Here is a 19,325-nt window from a genome sequence, read left to right as displayed (position 1 = left end):
TATCTTTTGGGCGTCTCGCCGCGGTCGGTGCGTGATCTTGCGTGCAGGCGGACTTTCGTCTCAATTGACGGGATGATCGAGGACCATGCCACACTGCTCACCCCGGAGGAAATGGCCGATGCGGACGCTGCCGCGGCTGCCTCAGGTATCGACTCCTACGGACTGATGGAGAAAGCAGGGTGGGCGGTTGCGGCGGCGGCGCTGCGGCTTTATCCGCAGACGTGCCGCTTCGTCGTGCTTTGTGGGCCGGGCAACAATGGCGGAGACGGCTATGTTGCCGCCCGTGCGCTTGCCGAGGCCGGCGCCGGGGTGCAGATCTTCGTGCTGGATGTCGCCTTCGAGCCTGCCGGGGACGCGGGAATTGCCAGGCGGGCTTGCCCGCTCCCGGCCTTGCCGCTGTCGGATCTGAGCTTGCAGGAGGGTGACACAATCATCGACGCGGTCTTCGGTGCGGGCTTGGCGCGTGACGTTCCAACCGACCTTCGGGCGGTGATCGCAGCCGTGGAAGCGTTCGGCCTTCCCGTCATCGCCGTCGACCTCCCGTCGGGCCTCTGCGGCCGCAGGGGCGTGCCGCTCGGCGCCGCATTTAACGCGACCCATACGGTGACCTTCATGGCGCGCAAGCCGGGCCACCTGCTGATGCCCGGCAGGTTACTCTGCGGTGACGTCGAGGTCGTCGACATCGGCATCCCGTGGCGCATAGTTCGAAGTGCCGGGGGCGCGCTGCGGGTGAACCAGCCGTCGCTGTGGCGCCACCTGCTGTCGAAACCTGATTCAGGATCGCACAAATACCGGCGGGGACATCTCGCCGTCTTCTCCGGTGGCGCCTCGCACACGGGCGCCGCGCGCCTGTCGGCGGAGGCCGGGCTAGCCAGCGGCGCCGGACTCGTCACGGTCGCTTCGCCTCCCGATGCAATGGGGGTGAATGCCGGACATTTGACTGCTGTCATGCTGCGCGAAGTGGAGAATGCATCGGCGATCAGGGAGTGGCTGGCAAGCGGGAAACTCTCTGCCTTCGTCCTGGGGCCGGGATTTGGCGTTGGTGCAAAGGCGAGGGATTTCGTCCTGGCGCTCGATGGCCACCCGCTCGTGCTGGACGCTGACGGGATAACATCCTTCCGGGACTGTCCGGACCCGCTCTTCGATGCCTACCGCGGCGAAACCCGCCTTGTCCTGACGCCTCACGAGGGGGAGTTCGCCCGTCTTTTCCCGGATATCAGCGAGGCCTGGGACCTGAGCAAGGTCGACAAGGCCGTGGCTGCCGCACGACGGTCGAGTGCCGTCGTCGTCTACAAGGGCGCCGATACCGTCATTGCTGCGCCCGACGGCCGGGCCGCCGTCAACGAGAACGCTCCGCCTTGGCTCGCGACGGCCGGCTCGGGCGATGTACTCGCTGGAATGATCGGCGCGCTGCTGGCGAACGGCATGCCGGCATTCGAGGCCGCTGCCGCGGGCGTCTATCTCCACGGGGAAGCCGCTCTTCGCGCAGGGGAGGGCATGACGGCGGAAGCGCTGGTCCACGCCATTCGGCCGCTCGATGTTGACTGATCAGCCGTCGACCAAACCCTGGAGGGCCATCGCCCCCTGCGGGGCATTCACCTTGCCCTCGTGGATGAAGAAGGCAAAGACGTCACGTGGTTCCTGCCTCGGCTTGCGAGCCCCGTCGACGAACGGCAGGTCGCCCGGCACACCACCCGACGCCCATGTCTCCAGACGATCCGCCCACGCCTTCAGATCGGCTTCCGCATAGCAATTCGGGATGTCGTCGGATCCCGTCTGCAGCCGCGCGTAGACGAAATCAGCGGTTACGTCAGCGATCATCGGGTATTCATGATGATCGGCGCAGACGGGCGCGACATTGTGCCGGGCGAGGAGTTGCACGAATTCCGGCACCTTGAAACTGTCATGGCGTACTTCCACGACATGCCGCAGACGCAGTCCGTCTACATTGTCTGGCAGAAGCTTCAGGAATGCTTCGAAATCCTCGGGCTCGAACTTCTTGGTGGGCGCGAACTGCCAAAGAATCGGTCCGAGATGCGGGCCGAGTTCGGTCAGCCCCTGGGCGAAGAACCTGTCGATCGATTCGCCGGCCTCCGCCAAGACCTTGCGGTTAGTCGTGAAGCGGCTGGCCTTGAGCGTGAAGATGAAGCCTTCCGGCACTTCGGAGGCCCATTTCGCAAAAGTCTCTGGCTTCTGCGATCCGTAATAGGTGCCGTTGACCTCGATGACCTTCAGCTTGCCGGCCGCATATTCAAGCTGCCGCTTCTTCGGCAGCTTCTCGGGATAGAAACTGCCTTCCCACGGCTCGAAGGTCCAGCCTCCGATTCCGGTGCGAATCGTGCCTTCCGCTGCCATCTTGCCTCCCCGGCGACTACTCCGCCGCCTCAACCCTCTTCGCCGGCCGCCGATCGAGCAGTTCCTTGAGGAACTGACCCGTGTAGGACCGCTTTTCCTTGACGATCACCTCCGGCGGTCCGGCTGCCACCACTTCGCCGCCGCCGGTTCCACCTTCCGGCCCGATGTCGATGATCCAGTCCGCCGTCTTGATGACCTCGAGATTATGCTCGATGACCACCACCGAATTCCCCTGGTTCACCAGTTCGTGCAACATGTCGAGCAGCTTTGCCACGTCGTGGAAATGCAGACCCGTCGTCGGCTCGTCGAGGATGTACAGCGTGCGTCCGGTCGAGCGCTTCGACAATTCCTTGGCTAGCTTGACGCGCTGCGCCTCGCCACCCGAAAGCGTGTTGGCCTGCTGCCCCACCTTGATATAGCCCAGGCCGACATTGAAGAGCGCCTGCAACTTGTCACGCACGGAGGGAACGGCCGAGAAGAACTCGACACCTTCCTCGACCGTCATGTCCAGCACATCGGCGATCGACTTGCCCTTGAAATGCACGTCGAGCGTCTCACGGTTGTAGCGCTTGCCGTGGCAGACGTCGCAGGTGACATAGACGTCGGGGAGGAAGTGCATCTCGATCTTGATGACGCCGTCGCCTTGGCAGGCCTCACAACGGCCGCCCTTGACGTTGAAGGAAAAGCGGCCGGGCGCATAGCCCCGCGCCTTCGCCTCGGGGAGGCCTGCAAACCAGTCACGGATCGGGGTGAAGGCGCCGGTATAGGTGGCCGGGTTGGAGCGCGGCGTCCGTCCGATCGGCGACTGGTCGATATCGATCACCTTGTCGATGTGTTCGAAACCGTCGATCCTGTCATGCTCGGCCGGAATCTCTCGCGCACCCATGACCCGCCGTGCGGCGGCCTTGTAGAGCGTCTCGATCAGGAAGGTGGACTTGCCGCCGCCCGAAACGCCGGTTACCGCCGTGAAAACACCGAGCGGCACAGATGCGGTGACATTCCTCAGATTGTTGCCGCGGGCGCCGACGACCTTGATCTCCTTGCCCTTCTTCGGCTTGCGACGTTCCGCGGGCACCGCGACACCGAGTTCGCCGGAAAGATACTTGCCGGTAATCGATTTCGGGTTTGCCATGACCTGCGCGGGCGTGCCTTCCGCGACCACTTCACCGCCGTGAATGCCTGCGGCAGGACCGATATCGACGACATAATCGGCGGTAAGGATCGCGTCCTCGTCATGCTCGACGACAATCACGGTATTGCCGATGTCCCGCAGGTGCTTCAGCGTGTCGAGCAATCGCGCATTGTCCCGTTGGTGAAGGCCGATCGACGGTTCGTCCAACACGTAGAGCACCCCTGTCAGTCCGGAACCGATCTGCGAGGCAAGCCGGATGCGCTGGCTTTCTCCGCCGGACAGAGTGCCTGAATTTCGGGAAAGGCTGAGATAGTCGAGGCCCACGTCATTGAGGAAGCGTAGCCGCTCGCGGATCTCCTTGAGGATGCGGACCGCAATCTCGTTCTGCTTGGTGTTCAGGTGCTGCGGCAGTTCCTCGAACCAGTCCCGGGCCACCTTGATGGACATGTCTGTCACCTGACCGATGTGCAGCGCGTTGACCTTAACGGCCAGTGCCTCCGGTTTCAGACGGAAGCCGTTGCAGGCGGGGCAGGGCGCGGCCGACATGTAGCGCTCTATCTCCTCGCGCGCCCATGCGCTGTCGGTTTCCTTCCAGCGACGTTCGAGGTTGGGAACGATCCCTTCGAATGTCTTCGTTGTCTTGTAGGACCGGGCGCCGTCCGCATAATGGAACTCGACCTTCTCTTCGGTCCCCTGGAGGATGGCGGCTTGCGCCTGCTCGGAGAGTTCCGACCAGCGGCTGGACAGCTTGAAGCCATAGACCTTCCCAAGCCCCTCCAGAGTCTGATTGTAATAAGGTGAAGTCGACTTGGCCCATGGGGCTATAGCGCCGTCGCGCAGCGTGCGGTTCGGCTCCGGCACGATCAACGCCGCGTCGATCTTCTGCTGGAAGCCGAGCCCGTCACAAGTGGGGCAGGCACCGAAAGGATTGTTGAAGGAGAACAGTCGCGGTTCGATCTCCGGGATCGTAAAGCCGGAAACGGGGCAGGCGAATTTCTCCGAAAAGAGCATGCGTTCATGCGTTTCGTTCAGCGACTTGTTCACCGAGCCGCCCGCGGCCGTTTCCTGCGGCGGGAGCGGCTTGTCGGCAAACTCCGCGACTGCCAGACCGTCGGCAAGCTTCAGCGAGGTCTCGAGGCTGTCGGCCAGTCGCGCACCGATGTCCGAACGCACAACGAGGCGATCCACCACCACGTCGATGTCATGCTTGTATTTCTTGTCGAGCGCCGGCACATCGGCGATCTCGTAGAACTCGCCATCCACCTTCACCCGCTGGAAGCCCTTTTTCATCAGGTCGGCGAGTTCCTTCTTGTACTCGCCCTTTCGACCGCGGATCATCGGCGCCAGGATGTAGAGACGGGTTCCCTCCTCGAAGGCGAGGACCCTGTCCACCATCTGGCTGACCGTCTGGCTCTCGATCGGCAGGCCGGTTGCCGGCGAATAGGGAACGCCGACGCGCGCAAACAGCAGGCGCATGTAGTCGTAGATTTCGGTGACCGTGCCGACCGTCGAGCGCGGATTGCGGGATGTCGTCTTCTGCTCGATCGAAATGGCCGGGGAAAGCCCGTCGATCTGGTCCACGTCCGGCTTCTGCATCATCTCCAGGAACTGGCGCGCATAGGCCGAAAGGCTTTCGACATAGCGCCGCTGCCCCTCGGCGTAGATCGTGTCGAAGGCGAGGGAGGATTTGCCTGAGCCGGAGAGCCCGGTCATGACGATCAACGAGTTGCGCGGCAAGTCGAGATCGATACCCTTCAGGTTATGCTCACGCGCACCACGGATGGAGATCGTCTTAAGTTCGCTCATTAGTCTGCTCGGTGGGGAAGGATCGATGCCCTTATGTAGTGAATGAAGTGGCGGTGTGAAGGCAGAAACTCCAACAGACCGCGTCAAATGCGAGTCGCTTGACTCGATCATAGAGAATTAATAGAACAAAAAAAGAACAAAAATCGACTGTGGATGAGCGGCAGAGGGAGGCCAATCCCGGCGGCAGATGGTCTAAGCTACCGTCCTCTCGGAAATTGGCTGCACGACAGGCAGCGAACAAGGTGAAGAACTATGGCTGGAAGCGTCAACAAGGTAATCCTGATCGGTAATGTCGGCGCCGATCCCGAAATTCGGCGCACGCAGGACGGCCGTCCGATCGCCAACCTGCGCATTGCCACCTCGGAAAGCTGGCGTGACCGCAACAGCGGCGAACGCAAGGAGAAGACCGAATGGCACAATGTCGTCGTCTTCAACGAGGGCCTGTGCAAGGTCGTCGAGCAGTATGTGAAGAAGGGCGCCAAGCTCTATATCGAGGGCGCGCTGCAGACCCGCAAGTGGCAGGACCAGAACGGCAATGACCGCTATTCGACGGAGGTCGTTCTGCAGGGCTTCAACTCGACGCTGACCATGCTGGACGGGCGCGGCGAAGGTGGCGGGCAGGGCAGCTATGGCGGCGGCGGCGGTGGTGGCCGTGTCAGTGGCGGCAGCGACTACGGCGGCGGCAACTTCGGCGACGACTACGACCGGCCAGCCGGAGGCGGAAGCCGTGGCGGCCAAGGTGGCGGACAGGGTGGCGGAGGCGGCTTCTCCCGCGATCTGGACGACGACATCCCGTTCTGATCTACGTTCGGTCGCTTTGTAAGCAACCGATCTGAAAAGCTCAGACGGTGTTGAACGCCGACTTCACCCCGTCCACCACGAACTGGACGGACAGTGCCGCGAGGATAACTCCGAGAAGGCGGGTCAGGATGGCCCGCCCCGTTACTCCCAGGAAGCGGTCCAGCCGTTCGGCGATCAGCAGGGCCGCCAGTACCACGCCCATCGTGAGTGCCAGAACGCCGATCAGCAGAAGGCGGTCCCATGGGCCTGCCAGGGTGCCGGCGAGAAGTACCGTCGCGGAAATGGCTCCCGGCCCAGCGATCAGCGGAAGCGCCAGCGGAAACACCGCAATGTTATGGAGGTGGTCGACCGTGATTGCCGCCTGCGACGTCTTTTCCTTGCGCTCCTGCCGGCGCTCGAAGACCATCTCGAAAGAGATCCAGAACAGCAGAAGTCCGCCGGCGATGCGGAAGGCGCCCATGGATATTCCGAGGGAGCCCAGCAGGCTCGCGCCGAAGAGCGCGAAGACGGCAAGTATGCCTAAAGCTATCAGCGAGCCGCGCACAGCGACGTGACGGCGCTGTTCACGGCTCATGCCGACCGTCAGCCCCAGGAAAACCGGCGCAAGCCCGGGCGGGTCGAGTGTGACGAGCAGGGTGGTGAAGGCATTGACCAATATGTCTGCAGTCGCCATCTCTCCTCCAGCGCGTTTGCCGATCCTTGCGGACCCCCTCCGACCTTGTTAGGACGGCGTGACCTTCAAGGGAAGGGTGACCTGGCCATTGTCTGGTGCGCCGCGGTACGCCGGCTTTCTCGCCAGGGCTCGAAACCTGTTCACAACCGGTGTCGAACTTGGCGCATGAAGCCGCTTTCCGCTATAGAAACACAACTGATTCCGAACAAAGATCGTGATCCGATTTGACTGAGCAAAGCACCCCCGGCGGCGGAAAGCTGCCACCCGGCATCGAACCCATTTCCATCATGGAAGAGATGCAGCGGTCCTATCTCGATTACGCCATGAGCGTCATCGTCAGCCGCGCGCTCCCGGATGTTCGTGACGGATTGAAGCCGGTCCATCGCCGCATCCTTTTCTCCATGAGCGAGATGGGCATCGACTGGAACAAGAAATATGTGAAGTCTGCCCGCGTCACCGGTGATGTGATGGGTAAATACCATCCTCATGGCGATTCTGCGATCTACGACGCCCTGGCACGTATGGCGCAGGACTGGTCGCTCCGCCTGCCGCTGATCGACGGCCAAGGCAACTTCGGCTCGATCGACGGCGATCCGCCGGCGGCTCAGCGCTACACGGAATGCCGCCTGGCGAAGGCTGCACATTCGCTTCTTGACGACCTCGACAAGGAGACGGTCAACTTTCGCGACAACTATGATGGGACGATGTCCGAACCGGTCGTGGTACCGGCACGCTTCCCGAACCTCCTCGTCAATGGCGCAGGTGGCATCGCAGTCGGCATGGCGACGAATATTCCGCCGCACAATCTTGCCGAGGTGATCGATGCCTGCATCGCCTTGATCGACAATCCGGCCATCGAACTGCCGGAACTGATGCAGATCATTCCGGGGCCCGACTTTCCGACCGGCGCATTGATCCTGGGCAGGGCAGGGATCAAGTCCGCCTATGAGACCGGGCGCGGCTCCGTCATCATGCGCGGCCGGGCGCATATCGAGCCGATGCGGGGGGACCGCGAACAGATCATCATCACCGAGGTTCCCTATCAGGTGAACAAGGCGACGATGATCGAGAAGATGGCCGAGCTCGTGCGCGACAAGCGCATCGAAGGCATTTCCGATCTTCGCGACGAATCCGACCGTCAGGGCTATCGCGTCGTCATCGAGCTCAAGCGCGATGCGAATGCCGAAGTCATCCTCAACCAGCTCTACCGTTACACGCCGCTACAAACGTCATTCGGCTGCAACATGGTTGCCCTGAACGGTGGCAAGCCCGAGCAGCTGACGCTGATCGACATGCTGAAGGCATTTGTTTCCTTCCGCGAAGAGGTCGTCAGCCGGCGCACGAAGTACCTCCTGCGCAAGGCCCGGGAACGCGCACATGTGTTGGTCGGCCTGGCGATCGCCGTCGCGAATATCGACGAGGTCATCAACCTGATCCGTCGCGCGCCGGACCCGGCAACCGCGCGTGAGCAGCTGATGACGCGCCGCTGGCCGGCCCATGATGTCGATGCGCTGATCCGGCTGATCGACGATCCGCGCCACCGCATCAATGAGGACGGCACCTACAACCTGTCGGAAGAACAGGCTCGCGCGATCCTCGAACTGCGTCTTGCCCGCCTGACCGCCCTGGGCAGGGACGAGATTGCCGACGAACTCAACAAGATCGGCGCAGAGATCAGCGACTACCTGGAAATCCTCTCGTCTCGGGTCCGCATCTACCAGATCGTCAAGGACGAGCTGACGGCCGTCCGGGACGAGTTCGGAACGCCGAGGCGTACCGAAATCCTCGAGGGCGGCCCCGACATGGACGATGAGGATCTCATCGCCCGTGAGGACATGGTCGTCACCGTTTCACACCTCGGCTACATCAAGCGGGTGCCGCTCACGACCTATCGCGCCCAACGGCGCGGCGGCAAGGGCCGTTCGGGAATGGCGACGCGCGACGAGGATTTCGTGACCCGGCTGTTCGTCGCCAATACGCACACGCCGGTGCTATTCTTCTCGTCTCGCGGCATCGTCTATAAGGAGAAGGTCTGGCGCCTGCCGATCGGTACGCCCACCTCGCGCGGCAAGGCACTGATCAACATGTTGCCGCTGGAGCCGGGAGAGCGCATCACGACCATCATGCCGTTGCCGGAAGACGAGACGACCTGGGACAATCTCGACGTCATGTTCTCGACGACACGCGGCACCGTTCGACGGAACAAGCTTTCCGATTTCATCCAGGTCAACCGCAACGGCAAGATCGCGATGAAGCTCGAGGAGGAGGGCGACGAAATCCTCTCCGTCGAGACGTGTACCGACCGCGACGACGTACTCCTGACGACCGCGCTGGGCCAGTGCATCCGCTTCCCCGTCGATAGCGTTCGTGTCTTTGCAGGTCGTAACTCGATCGGCGTGCGCGGAATCACATTGCAGTCCGGGGACCGCATCATCTCGATGACCATCGTCGGGCATGTCGATGCCGAGCCTTGGGAGCGCGCTGCTTACCTCAAGCGGTCCGCCGGAGAACGTCGCGCGATGGGCGTCGACGAAGAGGATATCGCTCTGGTCGGCGAAGAGGTCGGCGCCGAAGGTGAACTCACCGAGGAGCGGTACCAGGAACTCAAAGCGCGGGAGCAGTTCGTGCTGACGGTTTCCGAGCGCGGTTTCGGCAAGCGTTCGTCGTCCTACGACTTCCGTACCTCGGGTCGCGGCGGCAAGGGCATCCGCGCCACCGATACCTCGCGCACGAACGAGATCGGGCAACTGGTGGCCGCCTTCCCGGTGGAAGATACTGACCAGATCATGCTCGTGTCGAATGGCGGGGTGCTGATCCGTGTCCCCGTTGACGGCATTCGCATCGCGAGCCGCGCCACGAAGGGCGTCACCATCTTCTCCACCGCGAAGGATGAACGCGTCGTGTCTGTAGAACGCGTCAGCGAGCCGGAAGGCAATGACGAGAACGGTGAGTTGGTCCCCGATGAGATCGTCTCCGAAACGGGCGACTTCGGACCATCCCCCGAGGCAGAGGCTCCGCCTCCGGATACCGACGCTGAGTGATGCTCAGAACAAAAAATAAGCCGGGCCTCATGCCCGGCTTATTTTTTGGCTGCATGGTCCGGCATCTCGTCCGACGGTGCAGTCCGCTACTGTGAACTAGTTATCTCGGCGCCAACAACTAGAAGGTGACCCGGCGGGTTGCGAAGACTTTCATTTCCTCGCGTTCACGACGCAGCTCGGAGATCGTCGATGCGATTGACGCCACGAACATGATGCTGATCAGACTTGCCAATACCGTAAGGGTCACGAACATAACTGCCTCTCGCTTCGGACCGTCAGTAGAACGAGATATCGTGATAACGTCCCGTCATCTGCGGATAGTTTAGATCGCTCCATTCCGACCGATCCTGGTAAAGGGTCACCGTGGCCGTGAGCATCGCCGCTATCATTGCTGTCCATACCATGTTGATCATGGAGATCTTGTCCAGCATGATCGGCTTCCTTCTCTCGATCATCTCAGTTGTCCTTCTTGCTGGCCAGAACGCTCTTCCGGCGAACTGGTTCCAATTGCGTGGAGAAGCATTGGATCGCTTCTCGGTTCGGTCTCCCGCCCACTGCTGGCAAGAATGCATACGGTCAATGAAACGGGCTTGAATGGCCCATTCATCTGGCGTTCATCTTCGCGTCTTGCAGCGCCGAACCTTCCGTGACAAAAGGCGACAAACCCATGAGAGGCTTGATGGCGACCGCATTTTATCCCGGATCATTCGATCCGATGACGAACGGACATCTCGACGTGTTGCTCCAGGCGCTGAACGTCGCCGATAAGGTGGTCGTTGCGATCGGGATCCATTCAGGCAAGACGCCGCTCTTCACTTTCGAGGAGAGAGCCCAACTCATCCGCGAATCGCTTGCAGAGACATTGCCGTCCGCAATCGATGAGATTGACGTCATTTCGTTCGACAACCTGGTTGTGGATGCCGCGCGTGCCCATGGCGCAAGTCTGCTTATTCGGGGACTGAGGGACGGGACCGATCTGGACTATGAAATGCAGATGGCTGGCATGAACCGGCAGATGGCGCCCGACGTGCAAACGGTATTTCTGCCCGCTGGCGTTGCCTCGCGGCCCATTACGGCCACATTGGTACGTCAGATCGCCGCGATGGGCGGTGACGTCGGTGCCTTCGTTCCGGCTCCGGTGCTTGCTGCCATGAAAAACAAGCTGAACCGCTGACTCTCGTTCTTGGAGAAGACATGAAACTGCTTCGTCTCGCCCTTGCCGGTGCTCTCGCATTTACCTCTGTTGTCTTGCCGGCATTCGCCGCAGAGGACGATTATCTGACGATCGAACTCAAGGACGGCCCAGTTATCGTCGAACTGCTGCCGGACGCGGCACCCAAGCACGTCGAGCGCCTGAAGGAGCTCGCGGCGAAGGGCGAGTATGACAATGTCGCCTTTCATCGCGTGATCGAGGGTTTCATGGCCCAGACCGGTGATGTCGAGTTCGGCGACATGGAGGATGGTTTCAATCCTGCGCGGGCTGGCACTGGTGGCTCGCAGCTGCCCGATCTTCCCGCCGAGTTTTCTGAGATTCCGTTCGAACGCGGTACAGTCGGCATGGCACGGTCGCAGGATCCCGATTCTGCCAATTCGCAGTTCTTCATCATGTTTGACGAGGGATCGTTCCTCAACGGCCAGTACACGGTCGTCGGCAAGGTCGTCTCGGGCATGGAGAACGTCGACAAGATCAAGCGGGGCGAGGGCGGCAACGGCGAGGTTTCCGACCCCGACCGGATGGTGAAGGCCACCGTCGGACAATAAACGAAGGACGCTCACCGGCGTCGAAACGAAGAATGAAGGAGAAGGACATGGCCGAGATCAAGGATCCGGAAAACACGCTCATCATGGAAACCACGAAGGGCAAGGTCGTGATCTCGCTGATGCCTGATCTCGCACCCGGCCACGTCGCCCGGATCAAGGAGCTCGCCCGTGAGAACGCCTATGACGGTGTCGTCTTCCACCGCGTGATCGCCGACTTCATGGCGCAGACAGGCGACGTCCAGTACGGCAAGAAGGGCGGCGCGAGCTTCAACCCTTCGCGGGCCGGCATGGGCGGTTCCGACAAGCCGGACCTGAAGGCCGAGTTCTCGGCCGTTCCTCACGTCCGAGGCACCTGCTCCATGGCCCGCTCGCAGAACCCGAACTCCGCCAACTCGCAATTCTTCATCTGCTTCACGGAGGCTCCCTGGCTCAACAAGCAGTACACCGTCTGGGGTCAGGTCATCGACGGCATGGAGCATATCGACCAGATCAAGAAGGGTGAGCCGGTCCAGGATCCCGACTCGATCGTCACGCTGCGGGTTGCTGCCGACGCGGCCGCCTGATCATCCAGGCACGGATGATCCCTGCGCCCCGGGAAGACCGGGGCGTTTTCCGTTTGTGCAATGGCTTAGCAAGGCGATGGAAGGTATTCGATGACCGGCTTTCTTTGGGGCATCCTCGGCGTCGTTGCCGGCGCATGCATCGCGATCCAAGCTCCGATCAACACGCAACTCGGCCGCGCGCTCGGGATGCCGGTAGCGGCCGCCATGATATCCTTTGCCGCCGGTGCAGTTGCGCTTGCGGCCGTGGTCGTCGTCTTCTCCCGCCTTCAGGGCGTTGCGCCGGATTGGCGCGCGCCAGCTCCCTGGCTGTACTTCGCGGGTGGCTGCCTCGGAAGCGTTTATGTCACGGCGGCCATCCTGCTGACGCCCCGGATCGGCGCAGCCGCCGTCATGGCCTTTTCCGTGGCAGGCCAACTCACGGCCGGTCTCATCATTGACCGCATCGGCTTCATGGGTGTAGCCGTGCGCGAACTGACGACCGGACGGGTAGTGGGGGCTCTGCTGCTCTGCGCCGGCGTCGTGATGATCCGGATGTTCTGAACTACCATGCGCGTAGACCTCTTTGACTTCGACCTGCCTGAAGAAAACATCGCCTTGCGCCCGGCCAGCCCGCGCGACGCCGCTCGCATGCTGGTTGTCCGCCCCGGCGGTACACCTGTCATCTCCGACCGGGCGGTTCGCGATCTCCCATCCCTCCTGCGGGAAGGCGATGCGCTGGTCTTCAACGATACCCGCGTCATTCCCGCGCAACTGGAAGGGCAACGTGTACGCGAAGGCGGAAGTGAATTGCCGGTGTCCGCGACACTGCATATGCGGGCAGGTCCTGAACGTTGGAAGGCTTTTGCAAGACCCGGCAAGCGCATCAAGGTCGGTGACCGGATCCTCTTCGGACATAGCGGCGATGCCTGCCTTCTCGGCACGCTGAATGCTACCGTCGAGGCAAAGGGAGAGGGGGGTGAGATCACGCTTCTCTTCGACCTTTCGGGCCCTGCGCTCGACGAGGCGATCATGACAGTGGGACACATTCCTCTGCCGCCTTACATCGCGGACAAGCGGCCCGAGGATGAACGCGACAGAGAAGACTATCAGACCATCTATGCGCGCGAGCAGGGTGCGGTTGCCGCCCCGACGGCCGGTTTGCATTTCACACCGGAGCTATTCGCGGCGCTCGGCGAGGCGGGGATCGAGCGGCATTTCGTGACGCTGCACGTCGGTGCCGGAACGTTTCTTCCGGTGAAGGCAGATGACACGAGCGAGCACCGAATGCATGCCGAGATTGGACATGTCAGCTCCGACACCGCCGAGCGACTGAACGCGGTCAGGAAGCGGGGCGGGAGGATCGTTTCCGTTGGAACCACATCCCTGCGCCTGCTGGAGAGTGCGACTGCAGAGGATGGAACCATCAATCCCTGGAGCGGCTCGACCGACATCTTCATCACACCGGGTTACAGGTTCAGGGCCGTCGATATCCTGATGACCAACTTTCATCTGCCGAAATCGACACTCTTCATGCTCGTGTCGGCCTTCAGCGGCCTTGAAACGATGCGAGGCGCCTACGAGCACGCCATCGGTACCGGCTATCGCTTCTATTCCTACGGCGATGCCAGCCTCCTGTTCCGGGACCCAGAATGACAGAAACATTTCAGTTCACCCTCAAGGCTACTGACGGCGGTGCGCGGCTTGGCGAAGTCAGCATGCCACGGGGCGCGATCCGCACGCCGGCCTTTATGCCCGTCGGCACGGTCGGCACAGTCAAGGCGATGTATCTTGACCAGGTGCGGGAGACGGGTGCGGACATCATCCTCGGCAATACCTATCATCTGATGCTGCGGCCGGGAGCTGAACGCGTCGGGCGGCTCGGAGGACTGCACAAGCTTATCCGCTGGGAGCACCCGATCCTTACCGACAGCGGCGGCTTCCAGGTCATGTCACTGTCCGGCCTGCGGAAGCTGGACGAGCAGGGCGTCACCTTCAAGAGCCACGTGGACGGCTCGTTGCACCACATGTCGCCAGAGCGGTCCATCGAGATACAGGGGCTCCTCGGTTCCGACATCCAGATGCAACTGGACGAATGCGTCGCACTCCCCGCAGAGCCGAAGGAGATCGAGCGGGCGATGGAGCTTTCCCTCCGCTGGGCGGAACGATGCCGCGTGGCCTTCGGCGAACAAGGCGGCAAGGCCATGTTTGGTATCGTCCAGGGTGGTGACCAGCCGGATCTGCGAATCCGATCAGCCGAGGGGCTGAAACAGCTCGATCTGAAGGGCTATGCGATCGGCGGCCTAGCCGTCGGAGAGCCGCAGGACGTGATGCTGAAGATGCTGGAAGAGACACTGCCGGTCCTTCCGACCACCAAACCACGCTACCTCATGGGAGTAGGCACGCCCGACGACATCCTGAAATCCGTCGCCCGCGGTATCGACATGTTCGATTGCGTCATGCCGACCCGCTCGGGGCGCCATGGTCTTGCCTTCACGCGACGCGGCCGCATCAACATTCGTAACGCGCGGCATGCTGAAGATATGCGCCCGCTCGACGAGGAGTCGCGCTGCCCTGCGGCGCGCGATTACTCCCGTGCCTACCTGCATCATCTGGTTCGGTCGGACGAAGCGCTGGGAGGAATGCTGCTGTCCTGGAACAACCTTTCCTACTACCAGGACCTGATGAAGGGGATTCGCCTCGCAATTGCTGAAGGACGTTTCGCCGAGTTCTACGCGGAGACGCAGGCGATGTGGGCGAGGGGTGATCTGGACCCGATTTGAGCGTCCACGACTGCGTCAGATGCCTCGGTTGGCGCGATTGGGGCGAAGGCGGATACCGTTGACCTTGTAGATACCGCTGTCCAGCAGCCTGATCTCGAAGATTGCCGTCCAGTCACTGCCGCCGCGGTCGGCCAGCATCACCTCCTGCAGTATGAACTCACCTCCGCCGACCAGCTTCGAGCGCCCGAACGCGTAGTTGCGGACGGCCTCAAGCGGCGGGTAGCGTTGAAGGATCATGGCAAGGAAACGGCTCTCGTCCGATATGCTGTTGCGCATGTTTGGACCGGCCTCCGCAAAAGCTCCCGTCGCGTCACCGCGCGAGAATGCGATGATCTGGCGAGAGACGACCTCCTGTGCGTCGGCCACGGGATCTTCGGCACGCAATGGCCCGCCGGAGAGAATTGCCAGTGCCAGGACGATCGATACGAAGCGCAAGAGCATCGGCTATCCCTTCGACAAATGCTCATCGACAGCTTACATCAAACGTCATGTCTGAAAAGGTCACAACACCGTCAAACCCGGAGGAGAGCCCATCGCCCGAAGACAGCGGGACAGATGCTGACGCGCCGACGGCACGAATGCTAGCCTGGGCACGAAATTCCGCGCTCTATCGGCTGTCCCGCCGTATGATGACGGAGCAGGAATTGGCTTCTGCCATTCGCAGAAAGGCGAAGCAGAAGTTCGAGGGCATCTCCGGGCCCCAGTTACAGGCACTGGCGGCACGAGCAATCGACTGCGGGCGTCAGGTGGGCGGACTGGATGACCAGGCCTATTCGGCTTCCAAGGTCCGCGCCGGAATCCGGGGCGGAAAATCCAGAAGGCAGATAGCCGATACGCTTCGACGCAAGGGCGTGAGCAACGACACCGTGAGCGAAGCCTTGCTGGACGCGGATGATCTCCGTGCCGCGACTGCATACGCCCGCAAGCGCGGGTTCGGTCCATTCCGGACCGCGTCCGCGGACGAGAAACGTCTCGCACGGGAACTGGCGTCGCTGGCGCGAAGAGGTTTCAGCCTGGACATCGTCCGGCGGATCACCAGCATGGAGAGAGAGGAAGCAGAAGAGGTGATGGCGGATTCACACTGGTGAGGCGTGCCAAGTTGTGACGGCTTTCGTCAAATCTGAAGATCACATAAGATGGATTATGGAACTTATCGATCAAGCTGCGAGTCCAGAGACTTAAATAAAGTCCGTGAGCCTTGCTATCAGCTTCCAACACGGTCGCGCGTGCACCACCGCTAACTGACCTCGAATTCGTACTCGAAGCTCAGTCCGTCGTGCGCCGGCTGCACATGGTCCGGCGTTGCAATGTTCACAGCGTCGTAGTCCATGGGCGTGTGCATGTGCGTCAGGTAAACCTGGCGCGGCATCAACCGAGCGATCCACTCTAGCGCCTGATCGAGCGAAAGATGGCTCGGATGATGATGATACTGCAGGGCATCGAGTATGAGGACATCGAGCCCCTCCAGGCGGGCAATGCTCTCCGGCGGGAAATCACTGACGTCGCTGCAATATCCGACTTTGTCGAACCGGAAGCCGAGCGAATGTATCTCGCCATGCACCTGGCGGTGCGCCAGAACCTCGATCGGACCACCCGCACCGCCAATGACCAGCGGGTCGGCGAGTGACTGGATAAGTCTGGGTTCGACGATCGGCGGATAGTTTCCACCAGCCGGTGTTTCGAGGCAATAACCGAAGCCCATGCGAATCCGCTCCATCGTGGAGCTATCCGCGTAAATTGGAATGCGTTCCCTCTGGGTATGGAAGTAGCCCCGCAGGTCGTCGATTCCATGGAGATGATCCGCATGGGCGTGGGTATAGAGAACTGCATCGATATGCTGGACCCGGGCGGCAATCATCTGCTCGCGGAAATCCGGTCCCGTATCGACGACGATGGTCGTTGCGCCGCCGTCCGGTGAGAACTGCTCCACGAGGAAGGCAGCGCGCGTCCGTCGATTGCGCGGATTGTTCGGGTCGCAGGCGCCCCAATCGCCGTTGATGCGCGGCACCCCGGGAGAGGACGCACATCCGAGGATGGTATATCTGCGCCTGTACCGCATGCTCCTCAGAGCCTCGGCATCTTGGCAAAGATCCGAAACGCGTTGTCGGTTGTCATCCGCGCCACTTCGTCGAACGCAAGACCGAGCGTTTCCGCTAGAACCTCCGCCGTATTGACCACATAGGCAGGCTCGTTGCGTTTCCCGCGCCACCGCTTCGGTGCAAGATATGGAGCATCCGTCTCGACCAGCAGCCGCTCGTGCGGAACCGTTTTCGCTATTTCGCGAAGTTCTTCCGACTTCGGAAAAGTCAGTATCCCGGAGAAGGAAATGTAGCCACCCAACTCGACGCCGGTGCGGGCAAGATCCGCTCCGGACGAGAAGCAATGGAGGATGAAGGGGAAGGCCCCCTTCCCGCTTTCCTCCCGCAGGATCGCTGCCATGTCATCGTCTGCGCTGCGGCTATGGATGACCAGCGGCAATTGCGTCCGGCGGGACGCCTCGATGTGGCGGCGAAACCCGGTCTGCTGGTCTTCCGGCTTCTGCGTGTCGTAGAAATAATCGAGGCCCGCCTCGCCGATCGCGACGATCTTCTCGTGACTCTCTGCCAACCGAACAAGGTCGTCCGCCGTGATGTCCAGTTCGTCGCCGGCATTGTTCGGATGGGTGCCGACCGAGCAGAAGACGGAGGGATATCGGGCGGTCAACGCCAGCAGGCGATCCAGTTTCCGCACATGCGTCGAGATCGTCACCATCTGTCCCACGCCGACGCCGTGGGCACGCGCAACCAGTTCGTCGCGCTCCTCATCGAAATCGGCAAAGTCGAGATGGCAGTGTGTATCGATGAGCATTTCTTGCCTCGAACTCAGGCACCCGTCTCCGGTGCGACGTAACGCGGGAAGACCGGCGTCGGCGCCTCGAGCACGGTGCCCGGAACAAGCCGTCCCGCCTCGCCGAGCGAGCCGAAATCACGCTTCTCGGCAGGCACGGCTACAAGGTCCAGAAGCTTCGCGCTGGCATCCGGCATGTAGGGCTGAAGCAGGATGGCGATCTGCCGAACTATCTCGGCCGTGACGTAAAGTACCGTCGCCATGCGTTCGGGATCCGTCTTCTTCAGCGCCCATGGTGCTTGTCCGGCGAAATAGCGGTCAGTCTCGGAAACGAGACCTATCACGGCAGCAACCGCCCGATGGATCAGTTGCTTCTCCATCTCCTCGCGGCACGTGTTCAGAAGTGAATCGGCCGACGCCAGGATGGCACGATCCTCTTCGCTGAACTCACCTGGCTGGGGAATCTTGCCGTCGCAGTTCTTGACGATCATCGAAAGCGACCGGCTGGCGAGATTGCCGATCCCGTTGGCAAGATCGGCATTGATCCGGGTCCCGATGGCTTCCTCGCTGTAGCTGCCGTCCTGGCCGAAGGAGACTTCGCGCAGGAAGAAGTAACGCACCTGATCGAGCCCGAAGTGGTTCACGAGATTGACCGGATCGACGACGTTGCCGAGGGACTTCGACATCTTCTCGCCCTTGTTGAGCAGGAACCCATGCGCGAAGACCCGCTTGGGCAATGGCAGACCCGCCGACATCAGGAAAGCCGGCCAGTAGACAGCATGGAAGCGGATGATGTCCTTGCCGATGATATGGGCGTCCGCCGGCCAGTATTTGGCGCGCGGGCCATTCTTATCCGTCAGGTAGCCGGTTGCGGTCACATAGTTCGTCAGCGCATCGACCCAGACATACATCACATGCGCCGGATCGTTCGGCACCTTGATGCCCCAGTCGAAGGTGGTGCGCGAGATCGAGAGATCCTTCAAGCCGGACTTGACGAAAGAGATGACTTCATTCCGCCGCTCCGCAGGACCGATGAAATCAGGCTTGTCGGAGTAGTGCTTCAGCAGCTTCTCTTCGTAAGCCGAGAGCTTGAAGAAGTAGCTCTCCTCCTCCACCCATTCGACCGGTGTGCCCTGCGGGCCGTAGCGTACGCCATCGTCCCGCACCTCGGTCTCGCCCTCCTGGTAGAAGGCTTCGTCGCGGACGGAATACCAGCCGGCGTAGCTGTCCTTGTAGATGTCGCCATTATCGGCCATCCGGTTCCAGATCTCGCGGCACGCTTCGTGATGGCGAGGCTCAGTCGTTCGGATGAAATCATCATTCGATGCGTTAAGAAGCCGACCCATCTCACGGAATTCGTTAGAATTCCTCTCCGCAAGTTCGGACGGATCGATCCCTTCGGCGCGCGCAGTCTGCTGCATCTTCTGGCCGTGTTCGTCCGTGCCGGTCAGGAAGAAGACGTCCCTGCCGTCCAAGCGCTGGAAGCGTGCCATGGCATCCGTCGCGATCAGTTCATAGGCATGGCCGATATGAGGCTTGCCATTGGGGTAAGAAATCGCGGTGGTGATGTAATAGGGAAGCTTGTCCGGCATTATCGCACTCGAGCAT

The 19,325-nt window shown here is 61.4% G+C and carries 19 protein-coding genes; 10 read left to right on the top strand and 9 right to left on the bottom strand.

What is annotated here, in order from left to right; translation table 11 throughout:
* The first annotated feature begins 72 nt into the window (after positions 1-72).
* Positions 73-1,548, top strand: coding sequence for a bifunctional ADP-dependent NAD(P)H-hydrate dehydratase/NAD(P)H-hydrate epimerase (locus tag NT26_RS08655; protein WP_052638400.1), 1,476 nt, complete (start codon positions 73-75; stop codon positions 1,546-1,548).
* On the opposite strand, the gene NT26_RS08650 is transcribed toward NT26_RS08655, so the two are convergent.
* Both NT26_RS08650 and uvrA read right to left on the bottom strand, forming a co-directional pair.
* Positions 1,549-2,355 carry a DUF72 domain-containing protein gene (locus NT26_RS08650; protein ID WP_052638399.1) on the bottom strand — a complete coding sequence of 269 codons (807 nt, stop codon included), beginning with the start codon at positions 2,353-2,355 and terminating at the stop codon, positions 1,549-1,551. It abuts the gene before it with no gap.
* A gap of 16 nt (positions 2,356-2,371) precedes the next feature.
* Positions 2,372-5,293 (bottom strand): excinuclease ABC subunit UvrA, encoded by a 2,922-nt coding sequence (gene uvrA / locus NT26_RS08645; RefSeq protein ID WP_052638398.1) that lies wholly within the window; start codon positions 5,291-5,293, stop codon positions 2,372-2,374.
* A 252-nt stretch (positions 5,294-5,545) separates the two neighbouring features.
* Between uvrA and NT26_RS08640 the strand changes: the two genes are divergently transcribed.
* The gene (locus tag NT26_RS08640) at positions 5,546-6,094 is read left to right on the top strand and encodes a single-stranded DNA-binding protein (RefSeq protein WP_052638397.1); all 549 of its coding nucleotides are present in this window, start codon (positions 5,546-5,548) and stop codon (positions 6,092-6,094) included.
* Positions 6,095-6,134: 40 nt separating this feature from the next.
* On the opposite strand, the gene NT26_RS08635 is transcribed toward NT26_RS08640, so the two are convergent.
* The gene (locus tag NT26_RS08635) at positions 6,135-6,767 is read right to left on the bottom strand and encodes a MarC family protein (RefSeq protein WP_052638396.1); all 633 of its coding nucleotides are present in this window, start codon (positions 6,765-6,767) and stop codon (positions 6,135-6,137) included.
* A 224-nt stretch (positions 6,768-6,991) separates the two neighbouring features.
* Here NT26_RS08635 and gyrA point away from each other — a divergent pair, with 224 nt between their 5' ends.
* Positions 6,992-9,808 (top strand): DNA gyrase subunit A, encoded by a 2,817-nt coding sequence (gene gyrA, locus NT26_RS08630; protein WP_052638395.1) that lies wholly within the window; start codon positions 6,992-6,994, stop codon positions 9,806-9,808.
* Positions 9,809-9,926: 118 nt separating this feature from the next.
* Here the strand turns inward: gyrA and NT26_RS23285 are convergent, their stop codons facing one another.
* Together NT26_RS23285 and NT26_RS08625 are read right to left on the bottom strand one after the other, a co-directional pair.
* Positions 9,927-10,061, bottom strand: coding sequence for a hypothetical protein (locus NT26_RS23285; protein ID WP_280136229.1), 135 nt, complete (start codon positions 10,059-10,061; stop codon positions 9,927-9,929).
* A gap of 22 nt (positions 10,062-10,083) precedes the next feature.
* Positions 10,084-10,263, bottom strand: coding sequence for a hypothetical protein (locus NT26_RS08625; RefSeq protein WP_052638394.1), 180 nt, complete (start codon positions 10,261-10,263; stop codon positions 10,084-10,086).
* 224 nt (positions 10,264-10,487) lie between these two features.
* On the opposite strand from NT26_RS08625, the gene coaD reads away from it, so the two are divergent.
* From coaD to tgt, 6 genes are all read left to right on the top strand, one after another.
* Positions 10,488-10,982, top strand: coding sequence for a pantetheine-phosphate adenylyltransferase (coaD, locus tag NT26_RS08620; protein ID WP_052638393.1), 495 nt, complete (start codon positions 10,488-10,490; stop codon positions 10,980-10,982).
* A gap of 20 nt (positions 10,983-11,002) precedes the next feature.
* A complete protein-coding gene (locus tag NT26_RS08615) occupies positions 11,003-11,569 on the top strand; it encodes a peptidylprolyl isomerase (RefSeq protein WP_052638392.1) in 567 nt (188 codons plus the stop codon).
* A gap of 47 nt (positions 11,570-11,616) precedes the next feature.
* Positions 11,617-12,132: a peptidylprolyl isomerase gene (locus NT26_RS08610; RefSeq protein WP_052641982.1), complete on the top strand. Its 516-nt coding sequence runs from the start codon at positions 11,617-11,619 to the stop codon at positions 12,130-12,132.
* A 90-nt stretch (positions 12,133-12,222) separates the two neighbouring features.
* The gene (locus NT26_RS08605) at positions 12,223-12,672 is read left to right on the top strand and encodes a DMT family transporter (RefSeq protein ID WP_052638391.1); all 450 of its coding nucleotides are present in this window, start codon (positions 12,223-12,225) and stop codon (positions 12,670-12,672) included.
* Between the two features lie 6 nt (positions 12,673-12,678).
* On the top strand, positions 12,679-13,764 hold the full coding sequence (gene queA / locus NT26_RS08600) for a tRNA preQ1(34) S-adenosylmethionine ribosyltransferase-isomerase QueA (RefSeq protein WP_052638390.1): 1,086 nt from the start codon (positions 12,679-12,681) through the stop codon (positions 13,762-13,764).
* On the top strand, positions 13,761-14,891 hold the full coding sequence (gene tgt / locus NT26_RS08595) for a tRNA guanosine(34) transglycosylase Tgt (RefSeq protein ID WP_052638389.1): 1,131 nt from the start codon (positions 13,761-13,763) through the stop codon (positions 14,889-14,891). Before queA ends, tgt begins: the two co-directional genes overlap by 4 nt.
* Positions 14,892-14,906: 15 nt before the next feature.
* Here the strand turns inward: tgt and NT26_RS08590 are convergent, their stop codons facing one another.
* On the bottom strand, positions 14,907-15,332 hold the full coding sequence (locus tag NT26_RS08590) for a DUF4864 domain-containing protein (protein WP_052638388.1): 426 nt from the start codon (positions 15,330-15,332) through the stop codon (positions 14,907-14,909).
* A gap of 137 nt (positions 15,333-15,469) precedes the next feature.
* Here NT26_RS08590 and NT26_RS08585 point away from each other — a divergent pair, with 137 nt between their 5' ends.
* On the top strand, positions 15,470-15,979 hold the full coding sequence (locus tag NT26_RS08585) for a regulatory protein RecX (RefSeq protein WP_052638387.1): 510 nt from the start codon (positions 15,470-15,472) through the stop codon (positions 15,977-15,979).
* 149 nt (positions 15,980-16,128) lie between these two features.
* On the opposite strand, the gene NT26_RS08580 is transcribed toward NT26_RS08585, so the two are convergent.
* Genes NT26_RS08580 through metG form a run of 3 tightly spaced genes read right to left on the bottom strand, consistent with a single transcriptional unit; the run spans position 16,129 to position 19,309 of the window.
* Complete coding sequence (locus tag NT26_RS08580; RefSeq protein ID WP_052638386.1) at positions 16,129-16,950, bottom strand: MBL fold metallo-hydrolase; 822 nt, start codon at positions 16,948-16,950, stop codon at positions 16,129-16,131.
* Between the two features lie 5 nt (positions 16,951-16,955).
* Complete coding sequence (locus NT26_RS08575; RefSeq protein ID WP_052638385.1) at positions 16,956-17,738, bottom strand: TatD family hydrolase; 783 nt, start codon at positions 17,736-17,738, stop codon at positions 16,956-16,958.
* A gap of 14 nt (positions 17,739-17,752) precedes the next feature.
* Complete coding sequence (gene metG, locus NT26_RS08570) at positions 17,753-19,309, bottom strand: methionine--tRNA ligase (RefSeq protein WP_052638384.1); 1,557 nt, start codon at positions 19,307-19,309, stop codon at positions 17,753-17,755.
* Positions 19,310-19,325: the final 16 nt, after the last annotated feature.

This window comes from Pseudorhizobium banfieldiae, assembly GCF_000967425.1.
GTDB lineage: Bacteria > Pseudomonadota > Alphaproteobacteria > Rhizobiales > Rhizobiaceae > Neorhizobium > Neorhizobium banfieldiae.
Note: the sequence above shows the minus strand (reverse complement) of the source record. Positions and strands in the feature narration are given on the sequence as shown.

What these genes read in the sequence shown, in the direction of transcription:
- NT26_RS08655 (WP_052638400.1), top strand. Translation starts at nt 73, where the DNA reads ATGATCGAGGACCATGCCACACTGCTCACCCCGGAGGAAATGGCCGAT.
- NT26_RS08650 (WP_052638399.1), bottom strand. Translation starts at nt 2,355, where the DNA reads ATGGCAGCGGAAGGCACGATTCGCACCGGAATCGGAGGCTGGACCTTC.
- uvrA (WP_052638398.1), bottom strand. Translation starts at nt 5,293, where the DNA reads ATGAGCGAACTTAAGACGATCTCCATCCGTGGTGCGCGTGAGCATAAC.
- NT26_RS08640 (WP_052638397.1), top strand. Translation starts at nt 5,546, where the DNA reads ATGGCTGGAAGCGTCAACAAGGTAATCCTGATCGGTAATGTCGGCGCC.
- NT26_RS08635 (WP_052638396.1), bottom strand. Translation starts at nt 6,767, where the DNA reads ATGGCGACTGCAGACATATTGGTCAATGCCTTCACCACCCTGCTCGTC.
- NT26_RS23285 (WP_280136229.1), bottom strand. Translation starts at nt 10,061, where the DNA reads ATGTTCGTGACCCTTACGGTATTGGCAAGTCTGATCAGCATCATGTTC.
- NT26_RS08625 (WP_052638394.1), bottom strand. Translation starts at nt 10,263, where the DNA reads ATGATCGAGAGAAGGAAGCCGATCATGCTGGACAAGATCTCCATGATC.
- coaD (WP_052638393.1), top strand. Translation starts at nt 10,488, where the DNA reads ATGGCGACCGCATTTTATCCCGGATCATTCGATCCGATGACGAACGGA.
- NT26_RS08615 (WP_052638392.1), top strand. Translation starts at nt 11,003, where the DNA reads ATGAAACTGCTTCGTCTCGCCCTTGCCGGTGCTCTCGCATTTACCTCT.
- NT26_RS08610 (WP_052641982.1), top strand. Translation starts at nt 11,617, where the DNA reads ATGGCCGAGATCAAGGATCCGGAAAACACGCTCATCATGGAAACCACG.
- NT26_RS08605 (WP_052638391.1), top strand. Translation starts at nt 12,223, where the DNA reads ATGACCGGCTTTCTTTGGGGCATCCTCGGCGTCGTTGCCGGCGCATGC.
- queA (WP_052638390.1), top strand. Translation starts at nt 12,679, where the DNA reads ATGCGCGTAGACCTCTTTGACTTCGACCTGCCTGAAGAAAACATCGCC.
- tgt (WP_052638389.1), top strand. Translation starts at nt 13,761, where the DNA reads ATGACAGAAACATTTCAGTTCACCCTCAAGGCTACTGACGGCGGTGCG.
- NT26_RS08590 (WP_052638388.1), bottom strand. Translation starts at nt 15,332, where the DNA reads ATGCTCTTGCGCTTCGTATCGATCGTCCTGGCACTGGCAATTCTCTCC.
- NT26_RS08585 (WP_052638387.1), top strand. Translation starts at nt 15,470, where the DNA reads ATGCTAGCCTGGGCACGAAATTCCGCGCTCTATCGGCTGTCCCGCCGT.
- NT26_RS08580 (WP_052638386.1), bottom strand. Translation starts at nt 16,950, where the DNA reads ATGCGGTACAGGCGCAGATATACCATCCTCGGATGTGCGTCCTCTCCC.
- NT26_RS08575 (WP_052638385.1), bottom strand. Translation starts at nt 17,738, where the DNA reads ATGCTCATCGATACACACTGCCATCTCGACTTTGCCGATTTCGATGAG.
- metG (WP_052638384.1), bottom strand. Translation starts at nt 19,309, where the DNA reads ATGCCGGACAAGCTTCCCTATTACATCACCACCGCGATTTCTTACCCC.